We start from the raw sequence: 25,466 nt of genomic DNA, 5'->3' as shown, positions 1-25,466 counted from the left end.
ATCTGGATTATTTGGCTAATTATTCGCCAGAAGCTTGGGCTTCCGGTTGGCCATAAATCAGCATCGGCGCAGATTGGCCAGCAATAACTGACTCATCTACCACCACTTTCTCCACACTGTCCATTGACGGTAAATCGTACATGGTATCTAGCAATGCGCCCTCTACGATAGAACGCAGGCCACGAGCACCTGTTTTACGCGCCATCGCTTTCTTGGCGATTGCAGTCAACGCCTCATCGCGGAACTCAAGCTCCACACCTTCGAGATTGAACAACGCCTGATACTGTTTGGTCAGTGCGTTTTTCGGTTCTTTCAGGATCTGAATCAGCGCGTCTTCACTCAATTCACTCAGTGTTGCAACTACCGGTAAACGGCCAATAAATTCAGGGATCAAGCCGAATTTAATTAAATCTTCTGGCTCAGCCTGACTCAACAACTCGCCTTCGGTTGCTTTTTCTGACTTGCCTTTTACCGTAGCCCCGAAACCGATACCCGTTCCGGTGTTAATGCGCTGCCCGATAACTTTGTCCAGGCCGGCGAAAGCACCACCACAGATAAACAGAATTTTAGAGGTATCAACCTGCAAAAACTCCTGCTGCGGATGCTTACGGCCACCTTGTGGTGGTACGGCAGCAATCGTCCCTTCAATCAATTTCAACAGGGCCTGCTGCACACCTTCACCCGAGACGTCACGCGTGATAGACGGGTTATCAGACTTACGTGAAATTTTATCAATTTCATCGATATAGACGATACCACGTTGCGCTTTCTGCACGTCGTAATCACATTTCTGCAATAACTTCTGAATGATGTTTTCAACATCTTCGCCCACGTAACCTGCTTCAGTTAGCGTGGTCGCATCTGCCATGGTAAACGGCACATCCAGGAAACGAGCCAATGTCTCTGCCAACAGTGTTTTACCACTACCGGTTGGGCCAATCAGTAGAATATTACTTTTGCCCAGTTCGATGCCATTACTGGTATCACCATTGCGCAAACGCTTATAGTGGTTGTATACCGCAACTGCCAACACTTTTTTCGCCGGTTCCTGACCGATGACATAATCATCCAGGTGATGGCGGATTTCGTGCGGCGTAGGCAGCGAACTGCGCTCCCGATGCGGGGCAACTTCTTTGATCTCTTCGCGAATAATGTCGTTACACAAATCGACACATTCATCGCAGATATACACTGACGGCCCGGCAATTAGCTTACGCACTTCATGCTGGCTTTTGCCGCAGAAAGAGCAATACAGCAGCTTTCCAGAACCGTCTTTGCGCTTATCTGTCATCAGTAAACCTCTTCTTCAGTATCTGCCACACCCGAAACTATGGTGGCAGGGAGACTATTCTCGCTATTGCTGGACGCCACGCTAACCTTCAGCGGACAGCCGATATATCGGGTAGTTAGTGAACAATGTGCAATACAACTGTTCGATTACACGATTTGTTCTATTTACATACACTATAGTATATCGGCTCACAGAAATAAGTCGTTAGTCACGACGGGTGAACACGGAATCAACTAATCCGTATCCTACAGCCTCTTCAGCCGACAAGAAACGGTCACGTTCAGTGTCTCTCTCTATTTCTTCAAGAGATTTTCCCGTGTGAAGTGCCATCAGTTCATTCATGCGCGATTTCACTTTTAAAATCTCTCTGGCATGAATTTCAATATCTGTCGCCTGCCCCTGGAAACCGCCCAACGGTTGGTGAATCATTACCCGTGAATTCGGCAAGCAGAAACGTTTACCCTTAGCACCCGCAGTCAACAGGAACGCACCCATTGAACATGCCTGGCCCATACAGATAGTGCTGACATCAGGTTTAATGAATTGCATGGTGTCATAAATTGACATCCCAGCAGTGATCACCCCGCCTGGTGAGTTGATATACAAAAAGATGTCTTTTTCTGGATTTTCTGCTTCCAGAAACAGCATCTGTGCCGTAATCAGGTTGGCCATATGGTCTTCAACCTGACCGGTCAGGAAAATAATGCGCTCTTTTAACAGACGGGAGAAGATATCGTAAGAACGCTCCCCACGTGAAGTCTGCTCAACCACCATTGGCACCAGAGCCATGTTAGGTGCAAATTGATCTCGTTCGCCACTGTATGACATTACCGTCTCCTAATAGAATTTACTTTGGCGCCATTCATAACCGATTCTACTTGAGATAAGTAATGATGACTATGTTCATGCATCAAGGTCGCGTGCAAGCCGTCTGGTTACCCAGACACATTCGACGGTGGTAATCAGCCAGTGTTTCATCAACATCTTATATGAACGTCTGTTAGGTTAATTGGGGGATTAATCGTCTTTTTCAAGCCCCTGAGCACTTTTTTTTAACCAAGCGGACGCTCATTATCTTTGCTGTAATCCTGACGCTCTATTGATTGTTCATCTGTTAAGTATTGCATTTCACTTTTCAAATATAGCGCAGATTAGGGCGAAACATGCCAGATTAATCATACTATTGAGTGATTATTGTTACAAAAAGAAAAGCCCGTAGCCAAAGGCTACGGGCTTAATCAATCAAAAAACCGGATATACCCTTCGTATCAGGAGTTGCAGAGTGCCAGCTACGACACTCACCCGAATCACTTTACTGCTTTAGCTCATCGGTATTTGTTCAATTGCAACCTACCTGCAACGCCAATTTTTTGGCGATATATTACATCCAGCTTGATGCGCTAAAAAACATTACGCAGCAGTGGTCTGATTCATCAGTTCACTGAAGGTAGTTGGTTTTTCAGTTACTTTGGCTTTAGCCAGCAGAGTTTCTACTGCTTGTTCTTCCAGAGCAACGTTACGCATATTGTTCATCAGCTCTTTATTTTTGCTGTAGAACTCAATCACTTCTTGTGGATCTTCGTAAGCAGATGCCATTTCTTCGATCAGTGCTTTAACGCGATCTTCATCCGCTTTCAGCTCGTGCTGGCTGATAACTTCGCCCAGCAACAAACCAACAACTACGCGACGTTTAGCTTGTTCTTCGAACAATTCACGTGGCAGTTCAGCAGCTTGTTTCTCGTTACCACCAAAACGCTGTGCAGCCTGACGGCGCAGAACGTCGATTTCACCTTCAACCAGTGCCGCGGGAACGTCAATTTCGTTAGCGCTGACCAGACCGTCAATTGCCTGAGTTTTAACACGGTTGCGCACTGCGCCTTTCAGCTCACGCTCCATGTTTTTGCGCACTTCAGCACGCAGACCTGCTACTGAACCATCAGCAACGCCGAAACGCTTGATGAATTCTTCAGTCAGTTCTGGCAGCTCACGCACTTCAACTTTCTTCAACACTATGTCAAATTTAGCTGATTTACCTTTCAGGTTTTCTGCGTGGTAATCTTCTGGGAAGTTTACGTCGATGGTGAATTCTTCACCGGCTTTATGGCCGATAACACCTTCTTCGAAACCTGGGATCATACGACCCTGGCCCATTGCCAGTACGAAATCAGACGCTTTACCACCTTCAAACTCTTCACCGTCGATAGAGCCGGTGAAATCCAGAGTTGCGCGATCTTCTGCAGTCGCAGCAGCGTCAGTTTCTTTCCAGGTAGCTTGTTGCTTACGCAGAGTTTCCAGCATGGTATCAACGTCAGCGTCGTTTACTTCAACAACTGGCTTTTCTACTTCAATGCTTTCCAGATCTTTCAACTCAACTTCTGGGTACACTTCAAACTCAACGGAATAAGTAAAATCTTCGCCCTGCTTGAATTCACCAGGCACATAGTTTGGTGCACCAGCTGGGTTGATTTTTTCTTTAATGATCGCATCAACGAAATTACGTTGCATCAGGTCACCCAGAACATCCTGGCGAACAGATGCGCCGTAACGCTGTTCAACGATGTTCATCGGCACATGGCCTTTACGGAAACCGTCGATACGAACACTTTTAGCGGCTTTCACTAATTCGCTTTTTACTGCTTTCTCAATGCTGTCAGCAGCAACAGTAATTGTTACACGGCGGCCAAGGCCTTGAGTGGTTTCAACAGAAACTTGCATCTTGTTACCTCAAAAAAATCACAGTGCTCGGTCAACTCCAGAAGCTGCAAACAAAGCAACACCATTAAATGATGCTAACTCTGAAAACACCCTCTAAGAACCGGGACGGCCGCATTATACAGAACCGAGTATCCCAGATGTCAGAAGCGTCCCGAAACCATTCCGGAAAAATAAGACGCGACATTATAGCGGCGCACAGGTTATGAGTCGAGGAAAGCAAGCGAATGTTGTCGCGGTAAAATTCACGCGTGAATCGTTCCCTCAGCTAAAACTCCTGTGGCGCACTAAGGAAATAAAGGTGTCGCCTATACAGAAACACAAACGGCCCTGAGGCCGCTTGCTAAATTCTCACCTACTAATACCCTAAATCAGGCCGGAATTACTACTGTTATCCAGCCTGTTTTGGATTAATACTGTCACTTAAGCCAATGTACCTGCTAAGCCAATGTACCTGCGCCACGACAAGATGGAGAAGTTGGTACCGTGTCTTGTAACCCCGCCCACTCTTTCAGCGTGTAGGTATGTAAAGCCAATGCATGAACAGTGCCGGCCAGCTCATCAGCCAACACACTATAAATCGCACGATGGCGACTGAGAAAGCGCTGATCTTGAAATTTATCGCTGACGATCACAATTTTAAAATGACTTTCAGAACCGGCTGGAACATTGTGGCGATAACTTTCATTAATCACCTCCAAATGATCCGGTTCAAATGCCACTTTTAGTTTTTCTTCAATTTGTTCCCGAATCAAAATCATCATGATCTCCTTACCGCTGAGGCAGAAAGCTGCCTACTACCTATCTATTCCAAACCCAATACCTATCTATTGCAAACCCACTACCTACTGCAATATTAGTTGATTTTCGCTGTTTTATAACATTTCAGATACAAAATATCCCGAATATCTCCCTTCTGCTCATTTAAGGTATAAGGCTAATCTGATAGTCAGGGGAAAAGGTTACTTGTAAGGTCTTTAAGCGAAATGAAAGGTCACAGGGCGAAAAATCACTTTTTTTGCTGAATTTCTCTACATCAGGATCTTCCACCAGCCAATCTCAGTGCTATGATGGCGCGACTGCACATTCGCAAAATAACATGGCAGCTATCCCGCTCTGATTATTAAAGAATTCCATAACTATTGAGAAAGTGAACATGCTAAAGAAAATTCTTTTCCCGCTGTTGGCTGTTTTTATACTGGCGGGTTGTGCTGCCAGTAACAACACTCTGAATGTCACCCCGAAGGTGGTATTACCACCACAAGATCCAACTCTGATGGGGATTACTATCAGCATTAATGGTGCAGACCAGCGTCAAGATGCTGCACTGGCTAAAGTAAATCGTGAAGGCCAACTGGTGGTATTAACCCCATCCCGTGACCTGCGCTTCCTGTTACAGGAAGTGTTGGAAAAACAGATGACTGCTCGTGGCTATATGATTGGTACCGATGCTCCAGTTGATTTGCAGATTGTAGTAAACCAACTGTTTGCCGATGTACAGGAAGGTAACCTGCGCTACAACATCACCACTAAAGCGGATATTTCCATTACTGCGACCGCAAAAAATGGTAATAAACAGGTTAAAAACTACCGTGCCAGCTACAACGTTCAGGGCGCATTTACTGCAACTAACGAAAAAATCACCAATGCCGTTAATACGGTGTTGAGCGATGTTATTGCAGATATGGCGCAAGATACTAGCGTCAGCGGCTTTATCAAACAAAATGCCCGCTAATCGGTTGTTTGCTTAATATCATTATTACTGCTTAACAGAATGCTTTGCCCCGACCTTGGGGCAGAGCATGTAGGTCTCACATGCCCAATCGCTATTCAAACCTTTTTACCCAACGTAACTCCCTTATTCTTCTGTTGTTGGGGTTTGCTTCCGGCCTTCCCTTGGCCCTTACCGGTGGTACGCTGCAAGCATGGATGACGGTTGAGAACGTCGATCTGAAAACCATTGGTATCTTCTCTCTGGTTGGTCAGGCCTACGTCTTCAAGTTCCTCTGGTCCCCCTTGATGGACCGCTACACTCCCTCGTTTCTTGGCCGTCGGCGCGGTTGGTTGGTGATAAGCCAACTGTTATTAATCGCCGCGATTATTGCCATGGGCTTTATGGAGCCGGCGAAGCATTTATGGTGGTTGGCGGCAATCGCCGTGTTGGTCGCCTTCTGTTCGGCATCGCAAGATATTGTTTTTGATGCCTATAAAACCGACTTGCTCACCGCAGAAGAGCGCGGTACTGGTGCCGCAGTTTCTGTACTGGGTTATCGTCTCGCAATGCTGGTGTCTGGCGGGCTGGCGCTATGGATAGCGGATCGCTATCTTGGCTGGCAATCCACTTACTGGTTAATGGCCGGGTTAATGTTAATTGGGGTGTTTGCTACCTTATTAGCTCCTGAACCTGATATCCGTATCGCGCCACCAAAAACGTTGGAACAGGCGATCGTCGCCCCATTGCGTGATTTCTTTGGCCGCAACAATGCATGGCTGATTCTGCTGTTAATTGTGTTGTACAAAATGGGCGATGCCTTTGCCGCGAGTTTGAGTACCACTTTTCTGATCCGTGGCGTTGGGTTTGATGCCGGTGAAGTCGGGTTGGTGAATAAATCATTAGGACTGATTGCCACAATTATTGGCGCACTGTATGGCGGCCTGTTAATGCAACGCCTGAGCTTGTTCCGCGCGTTGATGATATTCGGTATTTTACAAGCTATCTCGAATGTGGGTTATTGGCTGTTATCCATCACTGACAAGAATATCTTCTCCATGGGCAGTGCCATCTTCCTGGAGAATCTGTGTGGTGGCATGGGAACTGCGGCCTTTGTCGCATTGCTGATGACATTGTGTAACAAGTCATTCTCCGCGACACAATTTGCCCTGTTATCGGCGCTGTCCGCCGTTGGGCGCGTTTATGTTGGCCCGATTGCTGGATGGTTTGTTGAAACACATGGCTGGCCATTGTTCTATCTATTCTCTATTGCGGCAGCCATTCCAGGCCTATTCCTACTGTATATTTGTCGCCAAACGCTGGAACACACCCAGAAAACTGATGAATTTATGCCTCGAACTGCTTTTAAAACCGCTTATCGCTGGGCGCTACGCTTGTTGACGGTTGGCTGCATATTGTTAGCTATATGGCTAATTTTACTGATAAGTAACGCATTGGATTGGACCGCCGCTCCACACGTAGCTGATATGTTGTTGTTACGCGGCATTCAGCTCAGCGTAGTCGGGATGCTTCTGGGTGGAATATTAGATTATCTGGCACTCAGGCGCGAAAAATTAGCCTAATAAACTGCATTAGATGACAAAGGCCGGTACTTATACCGGCCTTTTTTATGCCAGTAAAATAAGCCACCTGAATCCTTCCTTGCTCACTTATTGATATGAGTCACATATTTAAGTAACAGTTGCACATTGCTATTCACAAAATGAGATCCGCATCACTTTCAACTATTTATCCTTTCGTGCTGTGGGACTATGATGAGCGCACTTTTTGTTAAGGACTGTGTCCTTTTGTTTCCCCTGACATCTTTCAACTACACAGAGGCATTTATGCGTAAAATTCTTATCGGTGCGCTCGCGCTGACAACAGTCACTTTGGCTCCAGTTGCACAAGCTGAATACCAGTGGGGTTTTGGTAATATCAGCATGAACTATCTTGACTGGACCCGAAGCACTACGCATAAATCAGGAGGTTCATCACATAAAGATGACTTCGCTTATATCGAGTTAGAAGGGGGTGCAGGTTATAGCTGGGGGGAGGTCTATGGTTTCTTTGATCTAGAAAACCCATTTAATTCAAAAACAGCACAACCCGGCGATAATCAGCGCTACACCTTTAAAACTACTGGCCGCTACTATTTAGGTGATACCGGTTTCAATCTGTACGGTCACGTCTATGGTACTTACTCGCTACCGAGTGCTGAAGGTAATGATTACAGTAACTTCCACGAAGTGAACACCCTGTACGGTATTGGCTATAACGCAACGCTAGCGGGCGTGTGGATGAAGCCTTTCGTGGCATTACATTATGTTGATCAAACCTATTATTCAGGTAATAACGGTTATGTGGTGGGTTGGGTTGCAGGTTATGACTTCACCGCGTTTGATGAAAAATTCAGTATTACCAACTGGAACGAGCTTGAATTCAACCGTGCAGAACGCTATGCAGCAGGCAATGGCGGCCGTAACGGTGTGAATGGTGCCATTTCACTTTGGTGGACACCGATTAAGCAATTTACCACCGGTATTCAGTACCGCTATGCTTATAACAAGTTGGGGGAAGACTTTTTACAAGATGCCATCATTTACTCTATTAAATATAATTTCTAGCTAAATGATTCCGAGGTGGCTATTTAGATCACCTCGGAATATATTTTAATTTACTTTTACACCACATATTATTTACATAAAATAAGTCTATCTACGAATTTAAAATCAGTATTTCCCATGAGTAAAAGGCTAATTACTGTTGTTTTTCCTTAACATCCGCAGTCTGGCAGCTATGTCCTACCGCCAACATATTGTTGCTATTAGTAAATTACCGCGCAAGGCAACATCTGTGACCCCCTTAACATAAAGTGTCAACAAGCCGCTGACACAATCTTAAGCATGTTTACAGTCTTGCAACCTTCCCGTAAAATGCCCGCACACATGAAACGACAATAGAGCCCTTTTGTAATTGAGGTCGTTAGATGAGACTTAAGAAATACATTAAAAATATGGGTATGTTGTCTTTATTTGCAGCCACTGTAATGCTCAGTGGTTGCGATATGGCATTGATGAACCCCAAAGGCGCAATCGGAGTCGAACAAAAAACACTGATACTTACTGCTATCGGTTTAATGTTGATCGTCGTGGTTCCGGTTATTTTTATGGCGTTTGCTTTTGCATGGAAGTTCCGCGCGTCCAACAAAAGTGCGACCTACACCCCAAACTGGTCCCATTCCAACAAAATTGAGCTTGTTGTCTGGGCTGTTCCAATCATTATCATCGCTATTTTGGCGACGATAACCTGGAAAACCTCCCACGAACTTGACCCGTTCAAACCTATCGTAGTGGCTGGTAAAGAACCGATCACTATTGAAGTGGTTTCCCTTGACTGGAAATGGCTGTTTATCTATCCAGAACAAGGTATTGCTACAGTTAATGAACTGGCCTTCCCTACTGACGTTCCGGTGAATTTCAAAATCACTTCTAACTCAGTAATGAACTCGTTCTTTATCCCTCAGTTAGGCGGGCAGATTTATGCGATGGCCGGGATGCAAACCAAACTGCATCTGATTGCTAACGAACCTGGTAAATATAATGGTATTTCCAGTAGCTTCAGTGGCAAAGGCTTCTCTGGTATGAAATTCACTGCAATCGCAACACCGACGCAGGAAGAGTTCAACCAGTGGGTCGCACAGGTGAAAAAATCGCCGAACACCCTGAATACCACTGACGATTTCAATAAACTGGCTGAACCGAGCGAAAATAACCCGGTTGAGTATTTCTCCAGTGTTAAACCGGAGCTGTTTAAAGGAATTATTGGCAAGTTTATGGGCGATATGAGCATGCACCAGAAAGGCGATGATACCCATTCAGGTATGGATATGAGCCAGGGCATGGATATGGGCGAACACGCCGCTCACGCCGGAGCCGAGGAATAAAACGATGTTGGGAAAATTAACACTTGATGCGGTTCCGCTACACGAACCAATCATTATGGTTACCGTTGCTGCAATTGTCCTAGGTGGGCTGGCTCTTGTTGCTGCTCTGACCTATTTCGGCAAATGGAAATGGTTATGGAGCGAATGGCTGACTTCGGTTGACCATAAAAAAATCGGTATCATGTATATCCTGGTCGCCATGGTCATGCTGTTGCGTGGTTTTGCCGACGCTATCATGATGCGTAGCCAGCAAGCACTTGCTTCCGCTGGTGAGGCCGGCTTCCTGCCACCTCATCACTATGATCAGATCTTCACCGCTCACGGCGTTATCATGATTTTCTTCATGGCGATGCCTTTTGTTGTGGGTCTGATGAACGTGGTCGTACCGCTACAAATCGGTGCTCGTGACGTTGCCTTCCCGTTCCTGAACTCATTGAGCTTCTGGTTCTTTGTGGTCGGGGTGGTGTTAATTAACATCTCTCTGGGGGTCGGTGAATTCGCGGGAACCGGTTGGTTGGCCTATCCGCCACTATCAGGTAAAGAGTACAACCCAGGTGTCGGGGTAGATTACTGGATATGGAGTCTACAAATCTCCGGTCTGGGGACTTTGTTGACCGGTGTTAACTTCTTCGCCACTATTTTGAAAATGCGTGCACCTGGCATGTCGATGATGAAGATGCCTGTCTTCACATGGGCGGCACTTTGCACCAACATTTTGATTATCGTTTCCTTCCCGATCCTGACCGTAACTGTCGCGTTACTGACTCTGGACCGTTACCTTGGCACCCATTTCTTTACCAATGATATGGGTGGCAACATGATGATGTACATCAACTTGATTTGGGCCTGGGGCCATCCAGAAGTGTACATTTTGGTCCTGCCGGTGTTCGGGGTGTTCTCCGAGGTTACTGCGACCTTCTCTAAAAAACGTCTGTTTGGTTACACCTCTTTAGTTTGGGCAACCATCGCTATCACCGTATTGTCATTTATCGTTTGGCTACACCACTTCTTTACTATGGGATCCGGTGCCAACGTTAACGCCTTCTTCGGTATAGCTACGATGATCATTTCCATCCCAACTGGGGTGAAAATCTTCAACTGGTTGTTCACCATGTATCAGGGCCGTATTCAGTTTCACTCTGCAATGCTGTGGACCATTGGCTTCATCATCACCTTCTCTATCGGTGGGATGACCGGGGTTCTGCTGGCGGTTCCAGGTGCGAACTTCGTACTGCACAACAGCCTGTTCCTGATTGCCCACTTCCATAACGTAATTATCGGTGGTGTGGTGTTCGGTTGCTTTGCTGGCCTGACTTACTGGTGGCCTAAGTCCTTTGGCTTTACGCTTAATGAGAAATGGGGTATCCGTGCCTTCTGGTTCTGGATAATCGGTTTCTTCGTAGCCTTTATGCCGCTGTATGTTCTGGGCTTTATGGGTATGACCCGTCGTCTGAGCCAAGATATCAATCCAGAATTCCACGCGATGTTGATGGTGGCTGCTGGTGGTGCAGTACTGATTGCCTGCGGTATTTTGTGTCAGGTTATTCAGGTCTTCGTCAGTATCCGTGACCGCGAACAAAATCGTGACTTGACTGGTGACCCATGGGGTGGCCGTACGCTGGAGTGGTCTACCTCTTCCCCACCGCCGTTCTATAACTTCGCCGTAGTGCCTAACGTCGTCGACCGTGACGAGTTCTGGGATATGAAAGAGAAAGGCGAAGCGTACAAACGTCCGGCGAAATACGAAGAAATCCACATGCCGAAGAATACCGGTGCAGGTGTGATTATTGCTGGCTTCAGCTTGATCTTCGGCTTTGCCATGATCTGGTACATCTGGTGGCTGGCCATTATTGGCTTCGTCGGCATGATTGTTACCTGGATTGTGAAGAGCTTCGACGAGGATGTTGATTACTATGTGCCAGTTGCAGAAGTTGAGCGCATTGAGGATCTTCATCATGAACAAATCAGCAAAGCAGGCGTGAATCATGTCAACTGAAACTCTGACTAACCACAACGTCGCCCATGCAGAGCATGGGCATCACGATGCGGGAGCGACGAAAGTCTTCGGCTTCTGGATCTACCTGATGAGCGACTGTATTTTGTTTGCGACATTGTTCGCAACCTATGCAGTGCTGGTAAACGGGACCGCTGGCGGTCCTTCAGGGCGGGATATCTTCGATTTGAACTTTGTTCTGGTCGAAACCTTCCTGTTGTTGTTCAGTAGTATTACTTACGGCATTGCGATGCTGGGCATGAACAAAGGCCATAAAAACCAGGTCAACACCTGGTTGGGTCTGACCTTCTTGTTCGGTCTGGGCTTTGTGGCAATGGAAATCTATGAATTCCATCACCTGATTGCTGAAGGCTATGGCCCGGATCGCAGTGCGTTCCTGTCTAGCTTCTTCGCACTGGTTGCCACCCACGGTATTCACGTTACCGCAGGTCTGGTCTGGATCATCATTATGATGATTCAAGTAGCAAAACGCGGATTGAATGAAACCAACCGCACCCGTCTGATGTGTCTGAGCTTGTTCTGGCACTTCCTGGATGTGGTGTGGATCTGCGTATTCACCGTTGTCTATCTGTTAGGAGTCATGTAATGAGTCATCCAACATCTAGTCACCCAACAACGACTCACGGTGGAGCCAGCCACGGTAGCTTGAAGTCATATCTTATTGGCTTCATTCTATCGGTGATTCTGACAGTTATTCCATTCGCTATGGTGATGAGCGGTACCGCCTCTCATACAACTATTCTGGCCACAGTGGTCGGTTTAGCTGTGGTGCAGATTATTGTGCATCTGGTGTACTTCCTGCATATGAATGGATCGTCTGAAGAACGTTGGAATCTGGTGGCGTTCCTGTTCACCGCTATGATTATCGCAATCGTTGTAGTGGGCTCACTCTGGATTATGTACAACCTCAACATCAATATGATGGTTGACTGAAGAGCTGCATGTGATGATTAAGCAATACCTGCAAGTAACTAAACCAGGAATTATTTTCGGCAATTTAATTTCTGTCGTTGGGGGATTTCTCCTCGCTTCCAAAGGCGTGATTGATTACCCCCTTTTTCTCGCCACCCTGATCGGTGTCTCGTTAGTTGTTGCCTCCGGGTGCGTATTTAACAACTATATCGACCGTGATATCGATAGCATCATGGAGAGAACGAAGAATCGTGTCCTGGTCAAAGGGCTTATCGATCCGAAAGTGAGCCTGATTTATGCGTCCGTACTGGGTATTGTTGGCATGCTGTTGCTCTACGTGGCCGCCAATCTATTAGCAATGATGCTGGCGATTATCGGTTTCGTTATCTATGTCGGGGTTTATAGCCTCTACATGAAACGCAAGTCAGTCTACGGGACATTGATCGGCAGCTTGTCAGGAGCCGCACCACCAGTAATTGGTTACTGTGCGGTCACCGGCCAGTTCGATATGGGTGCATTGATTTTGCTGCTGATTTTCAGTCTGTGGCAGATGCCGCACTCCTATGCCATAGCAATTTTCCGCTTTAAGGATTATCAGGCTGCCAACATTCCGGTTCTGCCGGTAATAAAAGGCATATCGGTCACCAAAAACCATATTACCCTGTATATTCTGGCGTTTATGGTTGCGACCCTGATGCTGACATTAAGTGGTTATGCCGGTTATAAGTATCTGGTTGTCGCAGCGGCGGTCAGTGTCTGGTGGCTGGGTATGGCATTACGTGGCTACAAAGCGACCAATGACAGCGTATGGGCGAGAAAACTTTTTGTCTTCTCAATCATTGCTATTACGTCATTGAGCGTCATGATGTCAGTCGATTTCAATGTCCCTTCCTCGGTTGGATTACTGACTTACGTCGGGTAACACCTACCACATTGATAGACACAAATAGAGTGGCTGATGGGCCTGTTCCTGCCAGCCACTTTCTCTTTCTGCCCTACCCTGCTTTCACCTAAAATCTCGCCTGTAATACATTCTAAACATCAATAGATTTACCGGCCCCTATTAACATCATTACAATACACCCTATAGATTTCAAAGTGCGGCCAACACACCGGCACCTTGAAAGATGACGATATCGTGCAGAATGTTTTTTGAGGTGTAATGAACGACAATAAAATGACTCCGCTTGAGCTTCGGGCAACCTGGGGGCTGGGCAGCGTTTTCTCACTGCGCATGCTGGGCATGTTTATGGTTTTGCCGGTTCTCACCACCTATGGTATGGCACTGTCTGGCGCCAGCGAAGCTCTAATCGGCATAGCCATTGGCATCTACGGACTGGCTCAAGCTATTTTTCAGATCCCCTTTGGATTAGTTTCCGATCGTATTGGCCGCAAACCGCTGATCGTGGGCGGCCTGTTAATTTTTGCCCTTGGTAGTGTGATTGCTGCCATGAGTGACTCTATTTGGGGCATTATTCTGGGCCGCGCGCTACAAGGCTCCGGTGCCATTGCCGCTGCCGTCATGGCGCTGCTATCTGATTTGACCCGTGAACAAAATCGTACCAAAGCCATGGCATTTATCGGTGTCAGTTTTGGTATTACCTTTGCGATTGCCATGGTGCTCGGGCCTATCGTCACCCATGCCTTTGGCCTGCATGCCCTGTTCTGGGCTATCGCCATACTGGCGCTATTAGGTATTGTCATTACATTAGCTGTGGTGCCGGATGCTGATAACCATGTACTTAACCGCGAGTCCAGTATTGTTAAAGGTAGCGTCAGTAAGGTGTTAAGTAACAGCCGGTTGCTTAAGCTCAATTTTGGCATTATGTGCCTGCATATTTTGCTGATGTCGAGCTTTGTTGCATTACCGCAGATTATGGCCAGCGCAGGTTTAGTCCCGGCTCAACACTGGAAAGTGTATCTGGTGACAATGCTGATTTCATTCGCAGCGGTGGTGCCGTTCATTATTTATGCTGAAGTCAAACGCCGCATGAAACAGGTCTTTATGGGCTGCGTTGCGGTGCTGTTTGCCGCCGAAGTAGTGCTGTGGTCTGCCGGTCACAACCTCTGGGTGATTATTGCTGGAGTGCAATTATTCTTCATTGCGTTCAATGTGATGGAGGCTATTTTACCCTCGTTGATCAGTAAAGAGTCACCAGCCGGGTATAAAGGCACGGCAATGGGGATCTATTCCACCAGTCAATTTATTGGCGTGGCTATTGGCGGCAGCTTGGGGGGATGGCTATTTGGCATGGAAGGGGCAAGTATGGTGTTTGCTGGCGGTGCGGTGATTGCGCTAGTGTGGTTTGCAGTCAGTGCAACTATGCAAGAACCCCCCTATGTCAGTAGCCTGCGCATTACCTTATCTGAATTGGCGGTGAAAGACTCAGCATTGGAACAGCGGCTCAAGGCTCAACCAGGGGTGACAGAAGCGGTTGTAGTGATGGCCGAACGCAGTGCATATATCAAAGTTGATACCAAACAGACTAATCGCAACCAGTTAGAGCAGTTAGTTAACGCGGTATAAGAGAGCGCTAAGGTACAAAGGCTATCAACACCTTTGTACCTGGCTCGTTAACTCAATATCAGTCGCGGAAGTTATTGAACTGGAACGGCTGCCCCAGATCAGCACCACGAATCAAGGCCATGACACTCTGTAAATCATCACGTGCCTTACCTGTTACCCGGACTTGTTCGCCCTGAATTTGTGCCTGAACTTTCAGCTTGCTGTCTTTAATCAGCTTAACCAGCTTCTTAGCCTGGACACTTTCGATCCCTTGTTTCAGCTTGGCGTCCACACTGTAGGTTTTCCCACTGCGCTCCATCTCTTCCGGGATTTCTAATGCAGCACCTTCAATACCACGCTTGCTCAATTGAGCACGTAAGATATCCAACAACTGCTCAACCTGAAAATCAGATTCACTGACGACTTTGATACTTTCGTTCTTTTCATTTAGCTCAAAACTCGCCGGAACATTACGAAAATCCCAACGGTTCGCCAGATCACGGGTGGCGTTTTCAACTGCGTTACGCACTTCCTGCATATCAATTTCAGATACGATGTCGAAAGATGGCATATTCCCTCCTCCTGATAAGATGACTGGCAAGCATAATAACCGCTTTATCTACGCAGACAAAGCCATGCCGCAGACAATTACTCAACGAAGCCGCCATTATTAGCGGACCCGATTTGTTGCTAGCCCTGCGTTTAATGACTAAAAAGTCTATATCCCCGTCATACTTCAAGCTGCATGTACGTTGGCCGCGCTCAATCACCCCAGTCACTTACTTATGTAAGCTCTTGGGGGTTCACTCGCTTACCGCCTTCCTGCAACTCGAATTATTTAGGGTATAATCAAGGCATAACATTTAGAACGATGCAGTGTGCTTTCCGCTTACACCAAGGGGGTTTCAATGAAAATTACTGTGCTTGGTTGCGGAGCTCTCGGGCAGTTATGGCTATCAGCGCTGTATCAGCAAGGCCATGATGTACAAGGCTGGCTCCGTGTGCCACAGCCCTTTTGTTCAGTCAATGTTATTACGTTAAGCAATGAGGCGTTCAACCAGAACCTGCCGACTAATGATCCAGAGCACTTGTCGAAAAGTGAATTATTACTGGTGTGCTTAAAGGCGTGGCAAGTATCCAGCGCTGTCATCGCCCTATTACCCAAGCTTAACCCTGAGTGTAAAATTTTACTGCTGCATAATGGTATGGGCACAGAGGACGAACTGCCGCGCCATGAGTATACCTTCCTGCATGGTGTAACCACTCATGCAGCCCGGCATGACGGCAACACGATAGTCCATGTTGCCAGTGGGATTACACATATTGGCCCAACCTCGCCAACGGCAATAGATATCAGCCATCTGGCCGATGTACTACATCAGGCACTGCCGGATGTCGCCTGGCATAACGATATATCAGCAGCTTGTTGGCAAAAACTGGCGGTAAACTGTGTAATTAACCCGCTCACAGGGCTGTATAACTGCCGCAATGGTGACTTGCAGCGCTACCCGGAGCTGATTAGCAGTTTATGTGCCGAGGTAGCCAGTGTGATGGAGATGGAGGGCTACCACACCTCAACCAGCAGCCTGTTAAGTTATGTTAACGATGTTATCCAGAGTACCGCAGATAATACCTCGTCGTTATTGCAGGATTTACGCTGCCAGCGGCATACCGAGATAGATTACATTACTGGTTATTTACTGCGGCGTGCGCGCAACCACGGTATGACGTTGCCGGAAAATGCCCACTTATATGATTTAATAAAACGTAAGGAAAATGAGTATGAGCGTATCGGCGCTGGTTTGCCTGGCTCCTGGTAGCGAAGAGACCGAGGCGGTCACCACTATTGATGTTCTGGTGCGCGCCGGTATCGAGGTAACAACCGCCAGTGTCGCCAGTGATGGAGCATTGGAAATTGTCTGTTCACGCGGTGTCCGCTTGCTGGCAGATACCCGTTTAGTGGATGTGGCGGATCAGAAATTTGATGTGGTGGTACTGCCTGGTGGCATAAAAGGTGCGGAATGTTTTCGCGATAGCCCACTGCTGGTTGCTACTGTGCGTCAAACCCATAATGAAGGACGACTGGTGGCCGCCATTTGCGCTGCTCCCGCCTTGGTACTTGAGCATCACAATTTGTTCCCTGTTGGCAATATGACCGGCTTCCCAGCACTGAAAGATAAAATCGATGCCACTAAATGGATGGATCAGCGGGTAGTTTATGATCGGCGGGTGAATTTGGTCACCAGCCAAGGGCCGGGTACTTCCCTCGATTTCGCACTGAAGATCGTATTTTTGCTGCTCGGCAGGGAAAAGGCCGAAGAAATCGCCTGGCAGTTGGTACTACCGCCAGGTATTTATAACTATACCCTTCGGACTTGAAGCCGCAGGGTTGTTAGCTACGCGCACTACTCAGAATCACTTACCGTCGTGCGCTCATCGGGATGAGTTTGCTGGCTGCCTACCTGCAACTCCAATTACTTTGGGTATATAGTGAATATGAACATAGCAACCACTGCGCAAGCTCAAAATCCACACACGCAGTAGCCGTTAACTATCCCCAACGAGGCGTAGCGAGCAAAGTCAGTCTGGATGCACCCAGCGCACAGCCAACGGAGCGTACACGTAGTACGTGACGGCGGCGAGCACTGCGCAAGTCCAGAATGGCAAAGCGCAGTAGCCGTTAAATATAATAATTTAAGGGCGGTACACTTTTACGTTTGTATACCCCTGCTCACGCAAGTAAAGCGCCTGCAAACGACTCATCACCCCGCGATCGCAATACAGCAGATAAGTCTTGCTCTGATCCAGACTGGCGAATTGCGAACTCAGTTTATAGAACGGTAATGCGTGAACTTCTACACTGCCCACGTTAAGCGGCTTTTCGTCCTGCTCATCCGGTGCGCGAATATCCAGCAACACATCGGTATCGGCCAGTTCAGCAACAGTTTCAACCTCAACAACCTGCTCACGGCTTTGCTCGGCAATTTCACGAATATCAACGTTTTTGGCTTCGCTGACGACCCGGTCCAGAATAGAGAAATCAAAGTGGGACTCCTCTTCTTCAATCTTGGCTTTAACCGCTTTCACCGTCGGGCTTTTCGAAATCACGCCGCAATATTCCGGCATGGTTTTTGCGAAATCTTCAGTGCCTATTTGCCGCGCCAGATTAATGATGTGCTCTTTATCATGGGAAATCAGTGGGCGCAAAATCAGGGTGTCTGAAGCATTATCAATTAACCGCAGATTGGTTAATGTTTGGCTGGAAACTTGCCCCAGAGCTTCACCGGTAACCAGTGCCTGCACACCATAACGTTCTGCAACCTGCGATGCCGCACGCACCATCATGCGCTTGAGTACCACGCCCATCTGACCATCTTCGACTTTTTCGAGGATTTCGCCGACAACCGGTTCAAAATCAATGGCAACAAAACGCACCCGATGGGAGCTGCCAAAACGGTTCCACAGATAATGAGCTACTTGCTTGACACCAATTTCATGGGCCGAGCCGCCGAGATTGAAGAAGCAATAATGCACGCGGCAACCACGACGCATCAGCATATAGCTGGACACACCCGAGTCAAAACCGCCTGAAATCAGCGATAACACATCTTCTTGTGTGCCGATCGGGAAGCCACTCAACCCTTCATGACGCGCCTTGATCAGTGTCAGTTTGTCCTGATCAATTTCTAAATGAACCGTAACCTGAGGATGGGTCAGTTTAACTTTTGCACTTTCAATATGCTGATTCAGACCGCCGCCAACATAGCGTTCAACATCACCTGACGAAAATTCATGCTTACCGCGGCGCTTCACCCGCACACAGAAAGTTTTCCCGATCAGTGTCTCGCGATAGGCTTCCAGCGTCTGCTCAAAAATATTGTGCATATCGGTGTAGCTGCGATCTTCTACTTCGAGAATATGGTGAATCCCCGGCACGCGGGTCAACGCATCACAGATAACCGGGCCAAGATTTTCATCTTTGGTACGAATTTCAATATGATCCCAATGACGGACTACCGCGAGGGTATCGTCCTCAAGGTTTTTCAGTACATTGCGGATATTCGTAGTGAGGATCTTAATGAAGCGCAATCGCACAGATTGACTCTTGATGGTGATTTCTGGGAACAATTTAATGATAAACTTCATGGCAGTCTTTAGTTGTCTGGTTATGGAGTGATGGCGCTGCTATTGATAGCAACAGTCAAAGGCTTTAGCGAAAACATGCAAGCCGAGGAGTATATCACTATTAGACGTGCCACTGCGTACTAAAAACCCGACTTAAACGTCACGATTTCCCCTTCATTATCCGCTAGAATAGCCGGTAATAATTTTTTGGCCCGAATGTAATTGGTATGGTGAGTTACTCTCAGAAAAAACCTCATTAGCAGGAATGCGTTACGCACCATTAATGTTACGTTTCATAAAAATATCGAGTCGAATAGAGCTATGGCGAAAAAACCCGCAACACCAGAAACCAAAGTGACCAGTTTTGAGACATCTCTCAGTGAACTGGAACAGATTGTGACCCGCCTGGAGTCCGGTGAATTAGCGCTGGAAGAAGCGTTAAACGAATTCGAACGGGGTGTGCAACTGGCCCGCCAGGGGCAGCAAACCTTGTTACAAGCGGAACAGCGAGTGCAAGTTCTTCTCAGTGATGATGTAGATGCACCCTTGGCACCTTTCACCCCGGATACTGAATAGCCTTATGTCTATCGCCCACTCATCTGCTGATTTTCATCATCAACTTGCAGCTCATCAGCAACGGGTCAATCAGGCGCTGCTTGATTTTATTGCTCCGCTACCCTTTGGCGACAGCGACTTAGTCGCCGCTATGCGTTATGGTGCCGTGCTCGGCGGTAAGCGGCTGCGCCCTTATCTGGTTTACGCCACCGGCCAAATGTTTGGTCTGTCGCTGACTAATTTAGATGCTCCTGCGGCGGCAATTGAATGTATCCATGCCTATTCATTGATTCATGATGATTTACCGGCGATGGATGACGATGATTTACGTCGTGGGCAGCCGACTTGCCATGTGAAATTTGGTGAGGCCAATGCCATTCTGGCGGGGGACGCACTGCAAACGCTCGCGTTCTCTATTCTGGCTGAAGCGCAGATGCCCGATGTGGCAGATAAAGATCGCTTATCGATGATTGCCGAATTAGCTAAGGCCAGCGGTGTCGCGGGGATGTGTGGGGGTCAGGCATTGGATCTGGAAGCCGAAGCGCGCCAGATTTCACTGGAAGAGCTTGAACGCATCCACCGCCACAAAACCGGCGCATTGATCCGTGCCGCGGTTCGCCTCGGTGCATTGGCTGCGGGCACACCAGGGCGCGAAGCGTTACCGTTACTTGACAGGTACAGTGAGGCCATTGGTCTGGCCTTCCAGGTTCAGGACGATATCTTAGACGTTATTGGCGATACAGCTACAATTGGTAAACGTCAGGGTTCAGATCAGCAACTCGGCAAAAGCACTTATCCAGCACTGCTGGGGTTAGATTGCGCTAAAGCTAAAGCGATGGATCTGTATCAGGAAGCGCTCAGCGCCCTGAATACCTTGTCAGAACAATCCTATAACATAGCGCCGTTGCAGGCGTTAGCCTGTTTTATTATTGAGCGTGATAATTAGAAATATACTGACCGTTAATAAACGCTGTTATACCCCAAGAACTTAGCGTTGCAGTCAGGTAAAGCGAACCCTCCTGCTGCAACAGATTCTAAGGGTATGCACCCACTTTTGATATGAGCATCGAATGAGCCTTGATATAGCCAAATACCCGACATTGGCACTTGCAGAAAATCCTGAAGAACTGCGCATGTTGCCCAAAGAAAGCCTGCCGAAGTTATGTGATGAACTACGCCAGTATTTGCTCGCGTCCGTCAGTCGCTCCAGTGGGCACTTTGCTTCCGGGCTGGGCGTAGTCGAGCTAACTGTCGCGTTGCATTACGTCTACAACACACCTTTCGACCATCTGGTGTGGGACGTAGGCCATCAAGCTTATCCTCACAAAATATTAACCGGTCGTCGCGAACAGATCGGTACTATTCGCCAGAAAGATGGTTTACATCCTTTCCCTTGGCGTGGTGAAAGTGAATATGATGTGCTCTCGGTTGGCCATTCCTCAACTTCAATCAGTGCAGGCCTGGGGATGGCTGTCGCAGCTGAACGGGAAGGTAAAGGGCGGCGGACTGTTTGTGTTATCGGTGACGGTGCTATTACGGCGGGTATGGCTTTCGAAGCAATGAATCATGCCGGTGATATTCACTCAGACATGCTGGTTATCCTCAACGATAACGAAATGTCTATCTCAGAAAATGTCGGTGGTTTGAACAATCATCTGGCTCAGTTATTATCGGGTAAGCTCTATGCCAGCCTGCGTGAAGGTGGCAAAAAGGCATTTTCTGGCTTACCACCGATTAAAGACCTGTTGAAACGGACTGAAGAGCACCTAAAAGGGATGGTGGTGCCAAGTACCTTATTCGAAGAGTTAGGCTTTAATTATATTGGCCCGGTTGATGGGCACGATGTACAAGCATTGGCACAAACGTTGAAAAACATGCGTGACCTGAAAGGCCCGCAGCTGCTGCACATCATGACTAAAAAGGGCAAAGGCTACGCACCGGCTGAGAAAGATCCGATTGGCTGGCATGCTGTGCCGAAGTTTGATCCCGCCTCCGGTACTTTGCCGAAAAGCCAGGGTAGCCTGCCGACTTACTCCAAGATTTTTGGTGAGTGGTTATGTGAAACCGCCGCCAAAGACAGCCAGTTAATGGCCGTCACCCCTGCTATGCGCGAAGGCTCTGGGATGGTGCGTTTCTCTCGTGAATACCCCCAGCAATATTTCGATGTGGCTATCGCTGAGCAACATGCAGTGACCTTTGCCGCAGGGTTAGCCATTGGGGGCTACAAACCGATTGTGGCTATCTACTCCACCTTCCTGCAACGAGCATATGACCAACTGATTCACGATGTTGCCATCCAAAACCTGCCCGTTCTATTTGCTATTGACCGTGGTGGCCTGGTGGGCGCGGATGGCCAAACCCATCAGGGTGCGTTTGACCTCTCATTCATGCGCTGCATTCCAAATATGATCATCATGACCCCAAGCGATGAAAACGAGTGCCGTCAGATGCTTCACACCGGTTATCACCACAACGGCCCTGCGGCGGTACGTTACCCACGTGGCAACGGCACCGGTACCGACCTGAAACCGTTAGAGATCATGCCGATAGGTAAAGGTATTGTGCGTCGTGAAGGTGAAAAGATTGCCATATTGTGCTTTGGTACTTTACTGGCTCAGACACAGCTCGTGGCCGATAACCTCAATGCCACCTTGGTGGATATGCGTTTTGTAAAGCCATTGGATGAGGCGTTGGTACTGGAAATGGCTGCCAGCCATGAGGTATTAGTCACCGTGGAAGAGAACGCCATCATGGGTGGTGCGGGTAGTGGTGTGAATGAATTGCTGATGGCGAAACGGCAATTAGTGTCGGTACTGAATCTCGGTTTATCGGACAGCTTTGTGCCACAAGGTGAACAAGAGGAAATGCGCGCTGAGTTTGGGTTAGATGCTGCGGGTATACAACGCCAGATTGAAACGTGGCTGGCGTGATAACAACTTAATTTACGCAGATTGAGCCAAGGCCGACCACTCCTACAGCCGCTCCGGTGGCTCGCGCCACTACGACCCGAACGGAGTGTTTCCCTTGGTTCGAATTTCACCTGCAACTTGAAAGATGACCACACATATACCCTATAGATTTCAAGGTGCAGGAAGGCGGCAAGTAAGTGCATCCCGATGAGCTGACATGAGTCAGTGATTCGGGTAAGCGAATGCAGCCAACACACCTGCAACTTGAAAGATGACGGGTATCAGTAGAACAGATCTGCTGGCCAGTAATGCCCCACGACAAAAATAATAGCAGCCGCAATCACCCCGGCAATAATGTCATCGATCATGATCCCCATGCCACCATGGACATTGCGATCAAACCAGCGAATCGGCCAAGGCTTCCAGATATCAAAAACTCGGAACGCGACAAAACCCGCAGCGACCCATTGCCAATGATTGACGGGCAATGCCATCAGGGTTATCCACATGCCGACAAATTCATCCCAAACGATACTGCCATGGTCATGAACCTGCATATCTTTGGCGGTACGATGACAAATGTAGACACCAATGCAGATGCTGAACATCACAGCCAAAGAATAAAGCTGCCATGGGAGCTGGATCAATAGCAGCCAGAATGGGATTGCCGCAATTGACCCCATGGTACCGGGTGCCCATGGTGATAAACCACTACCAAAGCCGGTGGCCAGCAAATGCCAAGGATTGGTTAACCGCAAACGGCGTTTGGCTTCATCCATGGGATTTACCTGTTGAGAAGTGATCAAAACCACGAAAATCCAGTTGTACTGCCTTACCTTCACGGAAGAATTTAACACCTTCCGATTGCGGGCCTACCTGCCCAATACAAGTATAGCCTGCGCCGGTATTACTGAGCGCGACATCCAGTGCACCACGGTTTATCTCAGGTACGGTAAAGCACAACTCATAATCTTCACCACCACTCAACGCCCAGCGTAGAGCCTGTTCAGCGTCAACCTGCCGTGTTAGCGCATCAGAGTAAGGCAATGCATCCAACTCAATACGCGCCCCACAATTGCTCGCTTTCAGGATATGTTGCAGATCAGAAATCAACCCATCGGAGATATCAATGGCAGAGCTGGCAAGGTCGCGCAATGCCTGCCCTTGCAGCACGCGTGGCTGTGGCCGCAAATGACGGTGAATTAATGCAGACCTATCGGCTTCGTTATCAACTCGCAACGCATTTTGCAAAATCGCCAGTCCTGCGGCACTGTCACCCAACGTACCGGTAACATAAATCCAGTCACCAATTCGCGCACCAGCTCGGGTCAATGCCCGCCCTTCCGGTACCAACCCTTGAATGGTCAGCGTTAGACTCAATGGCCCACGAGTCGTATCACCACCAATCAGTTGCATACCGTAATAGTTAAGCTGATCAAATAAGCTATCACTGAATGCCTGCAACCAGTCTTCATTTACATTGGGTAGGGTTAGAGCAAGAGATAACCAGGCAGGATCGGCACCCATTGCAGCTAAATCGCTAAGGTTTACCGCTAAAGATTTGTAACCAAGATCGGCCGGATCGATATCCGGTAGGAAATGAACGCCCGACACCAGTGTATCCGTACTGATGGCCAACAGCTGTTTTTCTGCCACTGTGAGAAGTGCGCAGTCGTCTCCAATACCCAGCTCTACATCCCGGCGATTACTTCTAAACCGGTCAAAGTAGCGGGCAATGAGGTCAAATTCGCCACATGCCATAATACAATTCCAGGAGTGTTTACCGATATATGATTAAGGCCGGTTCCCGGCCTTAATCATATCCCTCTTCACTTGACGCGGTGTTAGCGCTGCCAATGACTTTGGGTATATTATTTCTTTTTACGTACTGTCGGAGCTACTTTATCCAGCACGCCATTTACGAACTTGTGACTATCTTCCGCACCGAAAGTTTTGGCCAGTTCGATAGCTTCATTGATTGCCACTTTATAAGGGACATCATTACGTTTGCTCAGTTCAAACAGTGCAATACGCAGAATAGCTCTTTCAACCTGACCTAATTCCTCGAGCTGGCGGGAAAGAAAAGGTGTCATTAACGCATCCAAAGATGTGGCATTAACTGCGACCCCTGACAGCAATTCGCGAAAATAGGAGATGTCTACATCTTTGACATCCTGCTCCGACAGGAACTGTAATTCAACATCAGCGATGTCGTTTTTAGACAACTGCCAAGAGTAAAGCGCTTGAACAGCGCACTCACGAGCGCGGCGACGAGCAGCAGGTTTCACGGAATTCCCCTTAACTAAATTCAGCCTTTAATAGCTTTGATTACATTAATCATTTCAAGTGCGGTCAGGGCAGCTTCTGCACCTTTATTACCCGCTTTAGTACCAGCACGCTCAATTGCCTGCTCAATACTTTCTGTGGTCAGCACACCGAAAGCGACTGGAATATCGCTATTCATGGCGACACTTGCCAAGCCAGAACTCGCTTCACCAGCAACATATTCAAAGTGCGCAGTTCCCCCACGGATAACCGTACCCAGCGCAATTACCGCATCGTAACGATTTGTTTTTGCTAATACATTGGCAACCAGCGGCAACTCATAGGCACCCGGTACCCAAACAACAGTAATGTTGTCATCAGCTACCTGACCAATGCGCTTCAGGGCATCAATTGCACCTTCCAGCAGACTGTCGTTGATAAAGTTGTTAAAACGCGCAATTGCAATCGCCACGCGGGCATTAGGAGTAGCAACAACACCTTCGATAACGTTCATAGCTTT

24 protein-coding genes are annotated in these 25,466 nt (G+C 47.9%); 14 read left to right on the top strand and 10 right to left on the bottom strand.

The window, feature by feature from the left end; translation table 11 throughout:
- Positions 1-19: 19 nt before the first annotated feature.
- The 4 genes from clpX to bolA form a co-directional block, all read right to left on the bottom strand.
- The gene (gene clpX, locus ACWJJO_RS05795) at positions 20-1,291 is read right to left on the bottom strand and encodes an ATP-dependent protease ATP-binding subunit ClpX (protein ID WP_004703362.1); all 1,272 of its coding nucleotides are present in this window, start codon (positions 1,289-1,291) and stop codon (positions 20-22) included.
- 204 nt (positions 1,292-1,495) lie between these two features.
- A complete protein-coding gene (clpP, locus tag ACWJJO_RS05790) occupies positions 1,496-2,119 on the bottom strand; it encodes an ATP-dependent Clp endopeptidase proteolytic subunit ClpP (RefSeq protein WP_005272733.1) in 624 nt (207 codons plus the stop codon).
- A 582-nt stretch (positions 2,120-2,701) separates the two neighbouring features.
- Positions 2,702-4,006 (bottom strand): trigger factor, encoded by a 1,305-nt coding sequence (gene tig, locus ACWJJO_RS05785; protein WP_083160023.1) that lies wholly within the window; start codon positions 4,004-4,006, stop codon positions 2,702-2,704.
- A 437-nt stretch (positions 4,007-4,443) separates the two neighbouring features.
- Positions 4,444-4,764, bottom strand: a complete 321-nt coding sequence (gene bolA / locus ACWJJO_RS05780) for a transcriptional regulator BolA (RefSeq protein ID WP_083160025.1) — start codon at positions 4,762-4,764, stop codon at positions 4,444-4,446.
- 395 nt (positions 4,765-5,159) lie between these two features.
- Between bolA and ACWJJO_RS05775 the strand changes: the two genes are divergently transcribed.
- From ACWJJO_RS05775 to ACWJJO_RS05735, 9 genes are all read left to right on the top strand, one after another.
- A complete protein-coding gene (locus ACWJJO_RS05775; RefSeq protein ID WP_083160027.1) occupies positions 5,160-5,738 on the top strand; it encodes a lipoprotein in 579 nt (192 codons plus the stop codon).
- 80 nt (positions 5,739-5,818) lie between these two features.
- Positions 5,819-7,297, top strand: coding sequence for a muropeptide MFS transporter AmpG (gene ampG, locus ACWJJO_RS05770; RefSeq protein ID WP_083160029.1), 1,479 nt, complete (start codon positions 5,819-5,821; stop codon positions 7,295-7,297).
- 264 nt (positions 7,298-7,561) lie between these two features.
- On the top strand, positions 7,562-8,341 hold the full coding sequence (locus ACWJJO_RS05765) for a nucleoside-specific channel-forming Tsx family protein (protein ID WP_083160031.1): 780 nt from the start codon (positions 7,562-7,564) through the stop codon (positions 8,339-8,341).
- 362 nt (positions 8,342-8,703) lie between these two features.
- Positions 8,704-9,660, top strand: a complete 957-nt coding sequence (cyoA, locus tag ACWJJO_RS05760; RefSeq protein WP_481090770.1) for a cytochrome o ubiquinol oxidase subunit II — start codon at positions 8,704-8,706, stop codon at positions 9,658-9,660.
- 4 nt (positions 9,661-9,664) lie between these two features.
- On the top strand, positions 9,665-11,656 hold the full coding sequence (gene cyoB, locus ACWJJO_RS05755; RefSeq protein ID WP_083160035.1) for a cytochrome o ubiquinol oxidase subunit I: 1,992 nt from the start codon (positions 9,665-9,667) through the stop codon (positions 11,654-11,656).
- Entirely contained in the window at positions 11,646-12,260 is a 615-nt protein-coding gene (locus ACWJJO_RS05750; protein WP_083160037.1) for a cytochrome o ubiquinol oxidase subunit III, read from the top strand. The genes cyoB and ACWJJO_RS05750 overlap by 11 nt, the downstream gene beginning before the upstream one ends.
- Positions 12,260-12,607 carry a cytochrome o ubiquinol oxidase subunit IV gene (locus ACWJJO_RS05745; RefSeq protein WP_032812973.1) on the top strand — a complete coding sequence of 116 codons (348 nt, stop codon included), beginning with the start codon at positions 12,260-12,262 and terminating at the stop codon, positions 12,605-12,607. Before ACWJJO_RS05750 ends, ACWJJO_RS05745 begins: the two co-directional genes overlap by 1 nt.
- A 13-nt stretch (positions 12,608-12,620) precedes the next feature.
- Positions 12,621-13,508, top strand: a complete 888-nt coding sequence (gene cyoE / locus ACWJJO_RS05740) for a heme o synthase (RefSeq protein WP_083160039.1) — start codon at positions 12,621-12,623, stop codon at positions 13,506-13,508.
- A gap of 240 nt (positions 13,509-13,748) precedes the next feature.
- On the top strand, positions 13,749-15,113 hold the full coding sequence (locus ACWJJO_RS05735) for an MFS transporter (protein WP_102970458.1): 1,365 nt from the start codon (positions 13,749-13,751) through the stop codon (positions 15,111-15,113).
- A gap of 58 nt (positions 15,114-15,171) precedes the next feature.
- Here ACWJJO_RS05735 and ACWJJO_RS05730 read toward each other — a convergent pair whose 3' ends face one another.
- Entirely contained in the window at positions 15,172-15,663 is a 492-nt protein-coding gene (locus ACWJJO_RS05730) for a YajQ family cyclic di-GMP-binding protein (RefSeq protein ID WP_083160041.1), read from the bottom strand.
- 337 nt (positions 15,664-16,000) lie between these two features.
- Between ACWJJO_RS05730 and panE the strand changes: the two genes are divergently transcribed.
- Positions 16,001-16,912 carry a 2-dehydropantoate 2-reductase gene (gene panE / locus ACWJJO_RS05725; RefSeq protein WP_083160045.1) on the top strand — a complete coding sequence of 304 codons (912 nt, stop codon included), beginning with the start codon at positions 16,001-16,003 and terminating at the stop codon, positions 16,910-16,912.
- Positions 16,875-17,471: a protein deglycase YajL gene (yajL, locus tag ACWJJO_RS05720; RefSeq protein WP_083160047.1), complete on the top strand. Its 597-nt coding sequence runs from the start codon at positions 16,875-16,877 to the stop codon at positions 17,469-17,471. Before panE ends, yajL begins: the two co-directional genes overlap by 38 nt.
- A 315-nt stretch (positions 17,472-17,786) precedes the next feature.
- Here yajL and thiI read toward each other — a convergent pair whose 3' ends face one another.
- Positions 17,787-19,238, bottom strand: coding sequence for a tRNA uracil 4-sulfurtransferase ThiI (gene thiI / locus ACWJJO_RS05715; protein WP_481090769.1), 1,452 nt, complete (start codon positions 19,236-19,238; stop codon positions 17,787-17,789).
- Between the two features lie 300 nt (positions 19,239-19,538).
- Here thiI and xseB point away from each other — a divergent pair, with 300 nt between their 5' ends.
- The 3 genes from xseB (at position 19,539) to dxs (ending at position 22,702) form a co-directional block, all read left to right on the top strand.
- Positions 19,539-19,793 (top strand): exodeoxyribonuclease VII small subunit, encoded by a 255-nt coding sequence (gene xseB, locus ACWJJO_RS05710; protein WP_083160051.1) that lies wholly within the window; start codon positions 19,539-19,541, stop codon positions 19,791-19,793.
- Between the two features lie 4 nt (positions 19,794-19,797).
- A complete protein-coding gene (gene ispA / locus ACWJJO_RS05705; protein WP_083160053.1) occupies positions 19,798-20,718 on the top strand; it encodes a (2E,6E)-farnesyl diphosphate synthase in 921 nt (306 codons plus the stop codon).
- Between the two features lie 124 nt (positions 20,719-20,842).
- Positions 20,843-22,702, top strand: coding sequence for a 1-deoxy-D-xylulose-5-phosphate synthase (gene dxs, locus ACWJJO_RS05700; protein WP_083160055.1), 1,860 nt, complete (start codon positions 20,843-20,845; stop codon positions 22,700-22,702).
- A gap of 260 nt (positions 22,703-22,962) precedes the next feature.
- Here the strand turns inward: dxs and pgpA are convergent, their stop codons facing one another.
- The 4 genes from pgpA to ribH form a co-directional block, all read right to left on the bottom strand.
- Positions 22,963-23,460 carry a phosphatidylglycerophosphatase A gene (gene pgpA / locus ACWJJO_RS05695; protein ID WP_032905591.1) on the bottom strand — a complete coding sequence of 166 codons (498 nt, stop codon included), beginning with the start codon at positions 23,458-23,460 and terminating at the stop codon, positions 22,963-22,965.
- Positions 23,453-24,442 (bottom strand): thiamine-phosphate kinase, encoded by a 990-nt coding sequence (gene thiL, locus ACWJJO_RS05690; protein ID WP_083160057.1) that lies wholly within the window; start codon positions 24,440-24,442, stop codon positions 23,453-23,455. The genes pgpA and thiL overlap by 8 nt, the downstream gene beginning before the upstream one ends.
- Positions 24,443-24,552: 110 nt before the next feature.
- The gene (gene nusB, locus ACWJJO_RS05685; RefSeq protein WP_083160059.1) at positions 24,553-24,969 is read right to left on the bottom strand and encodes a transcription antitermination factor NusB; all 417 of its coding nucleotides are present in this window, start codon (positions 24,967-24,969) and stop codon (positions 24,553-24,555) included.
- A 20-nt stretch (positions 24,970-24,989) separates the two neighbouring features.
- Positions 24,990-25,460: a 6,7-dimethyl-8-ribityllumazine synthase gene (ribH, locus tag ACWJJO_RS05680; protein WP_005182120.1), complete on the bottom strand. Its 471-nt coding sequence runs from the start codon at positions 25,458-25,460 to the stop codon at positions 24,990-24,992.
- Positions 25,461-25,466 lie beyond the last annotated feature (6 nt).

It is taken from the genome of Yersinia antarctica (genome assembly GCF_056636475.1).
Note: the sequence above shows the minus strand (reverse complement) of the source record. Positions and strands in the feature narration are given on the sequence as shown.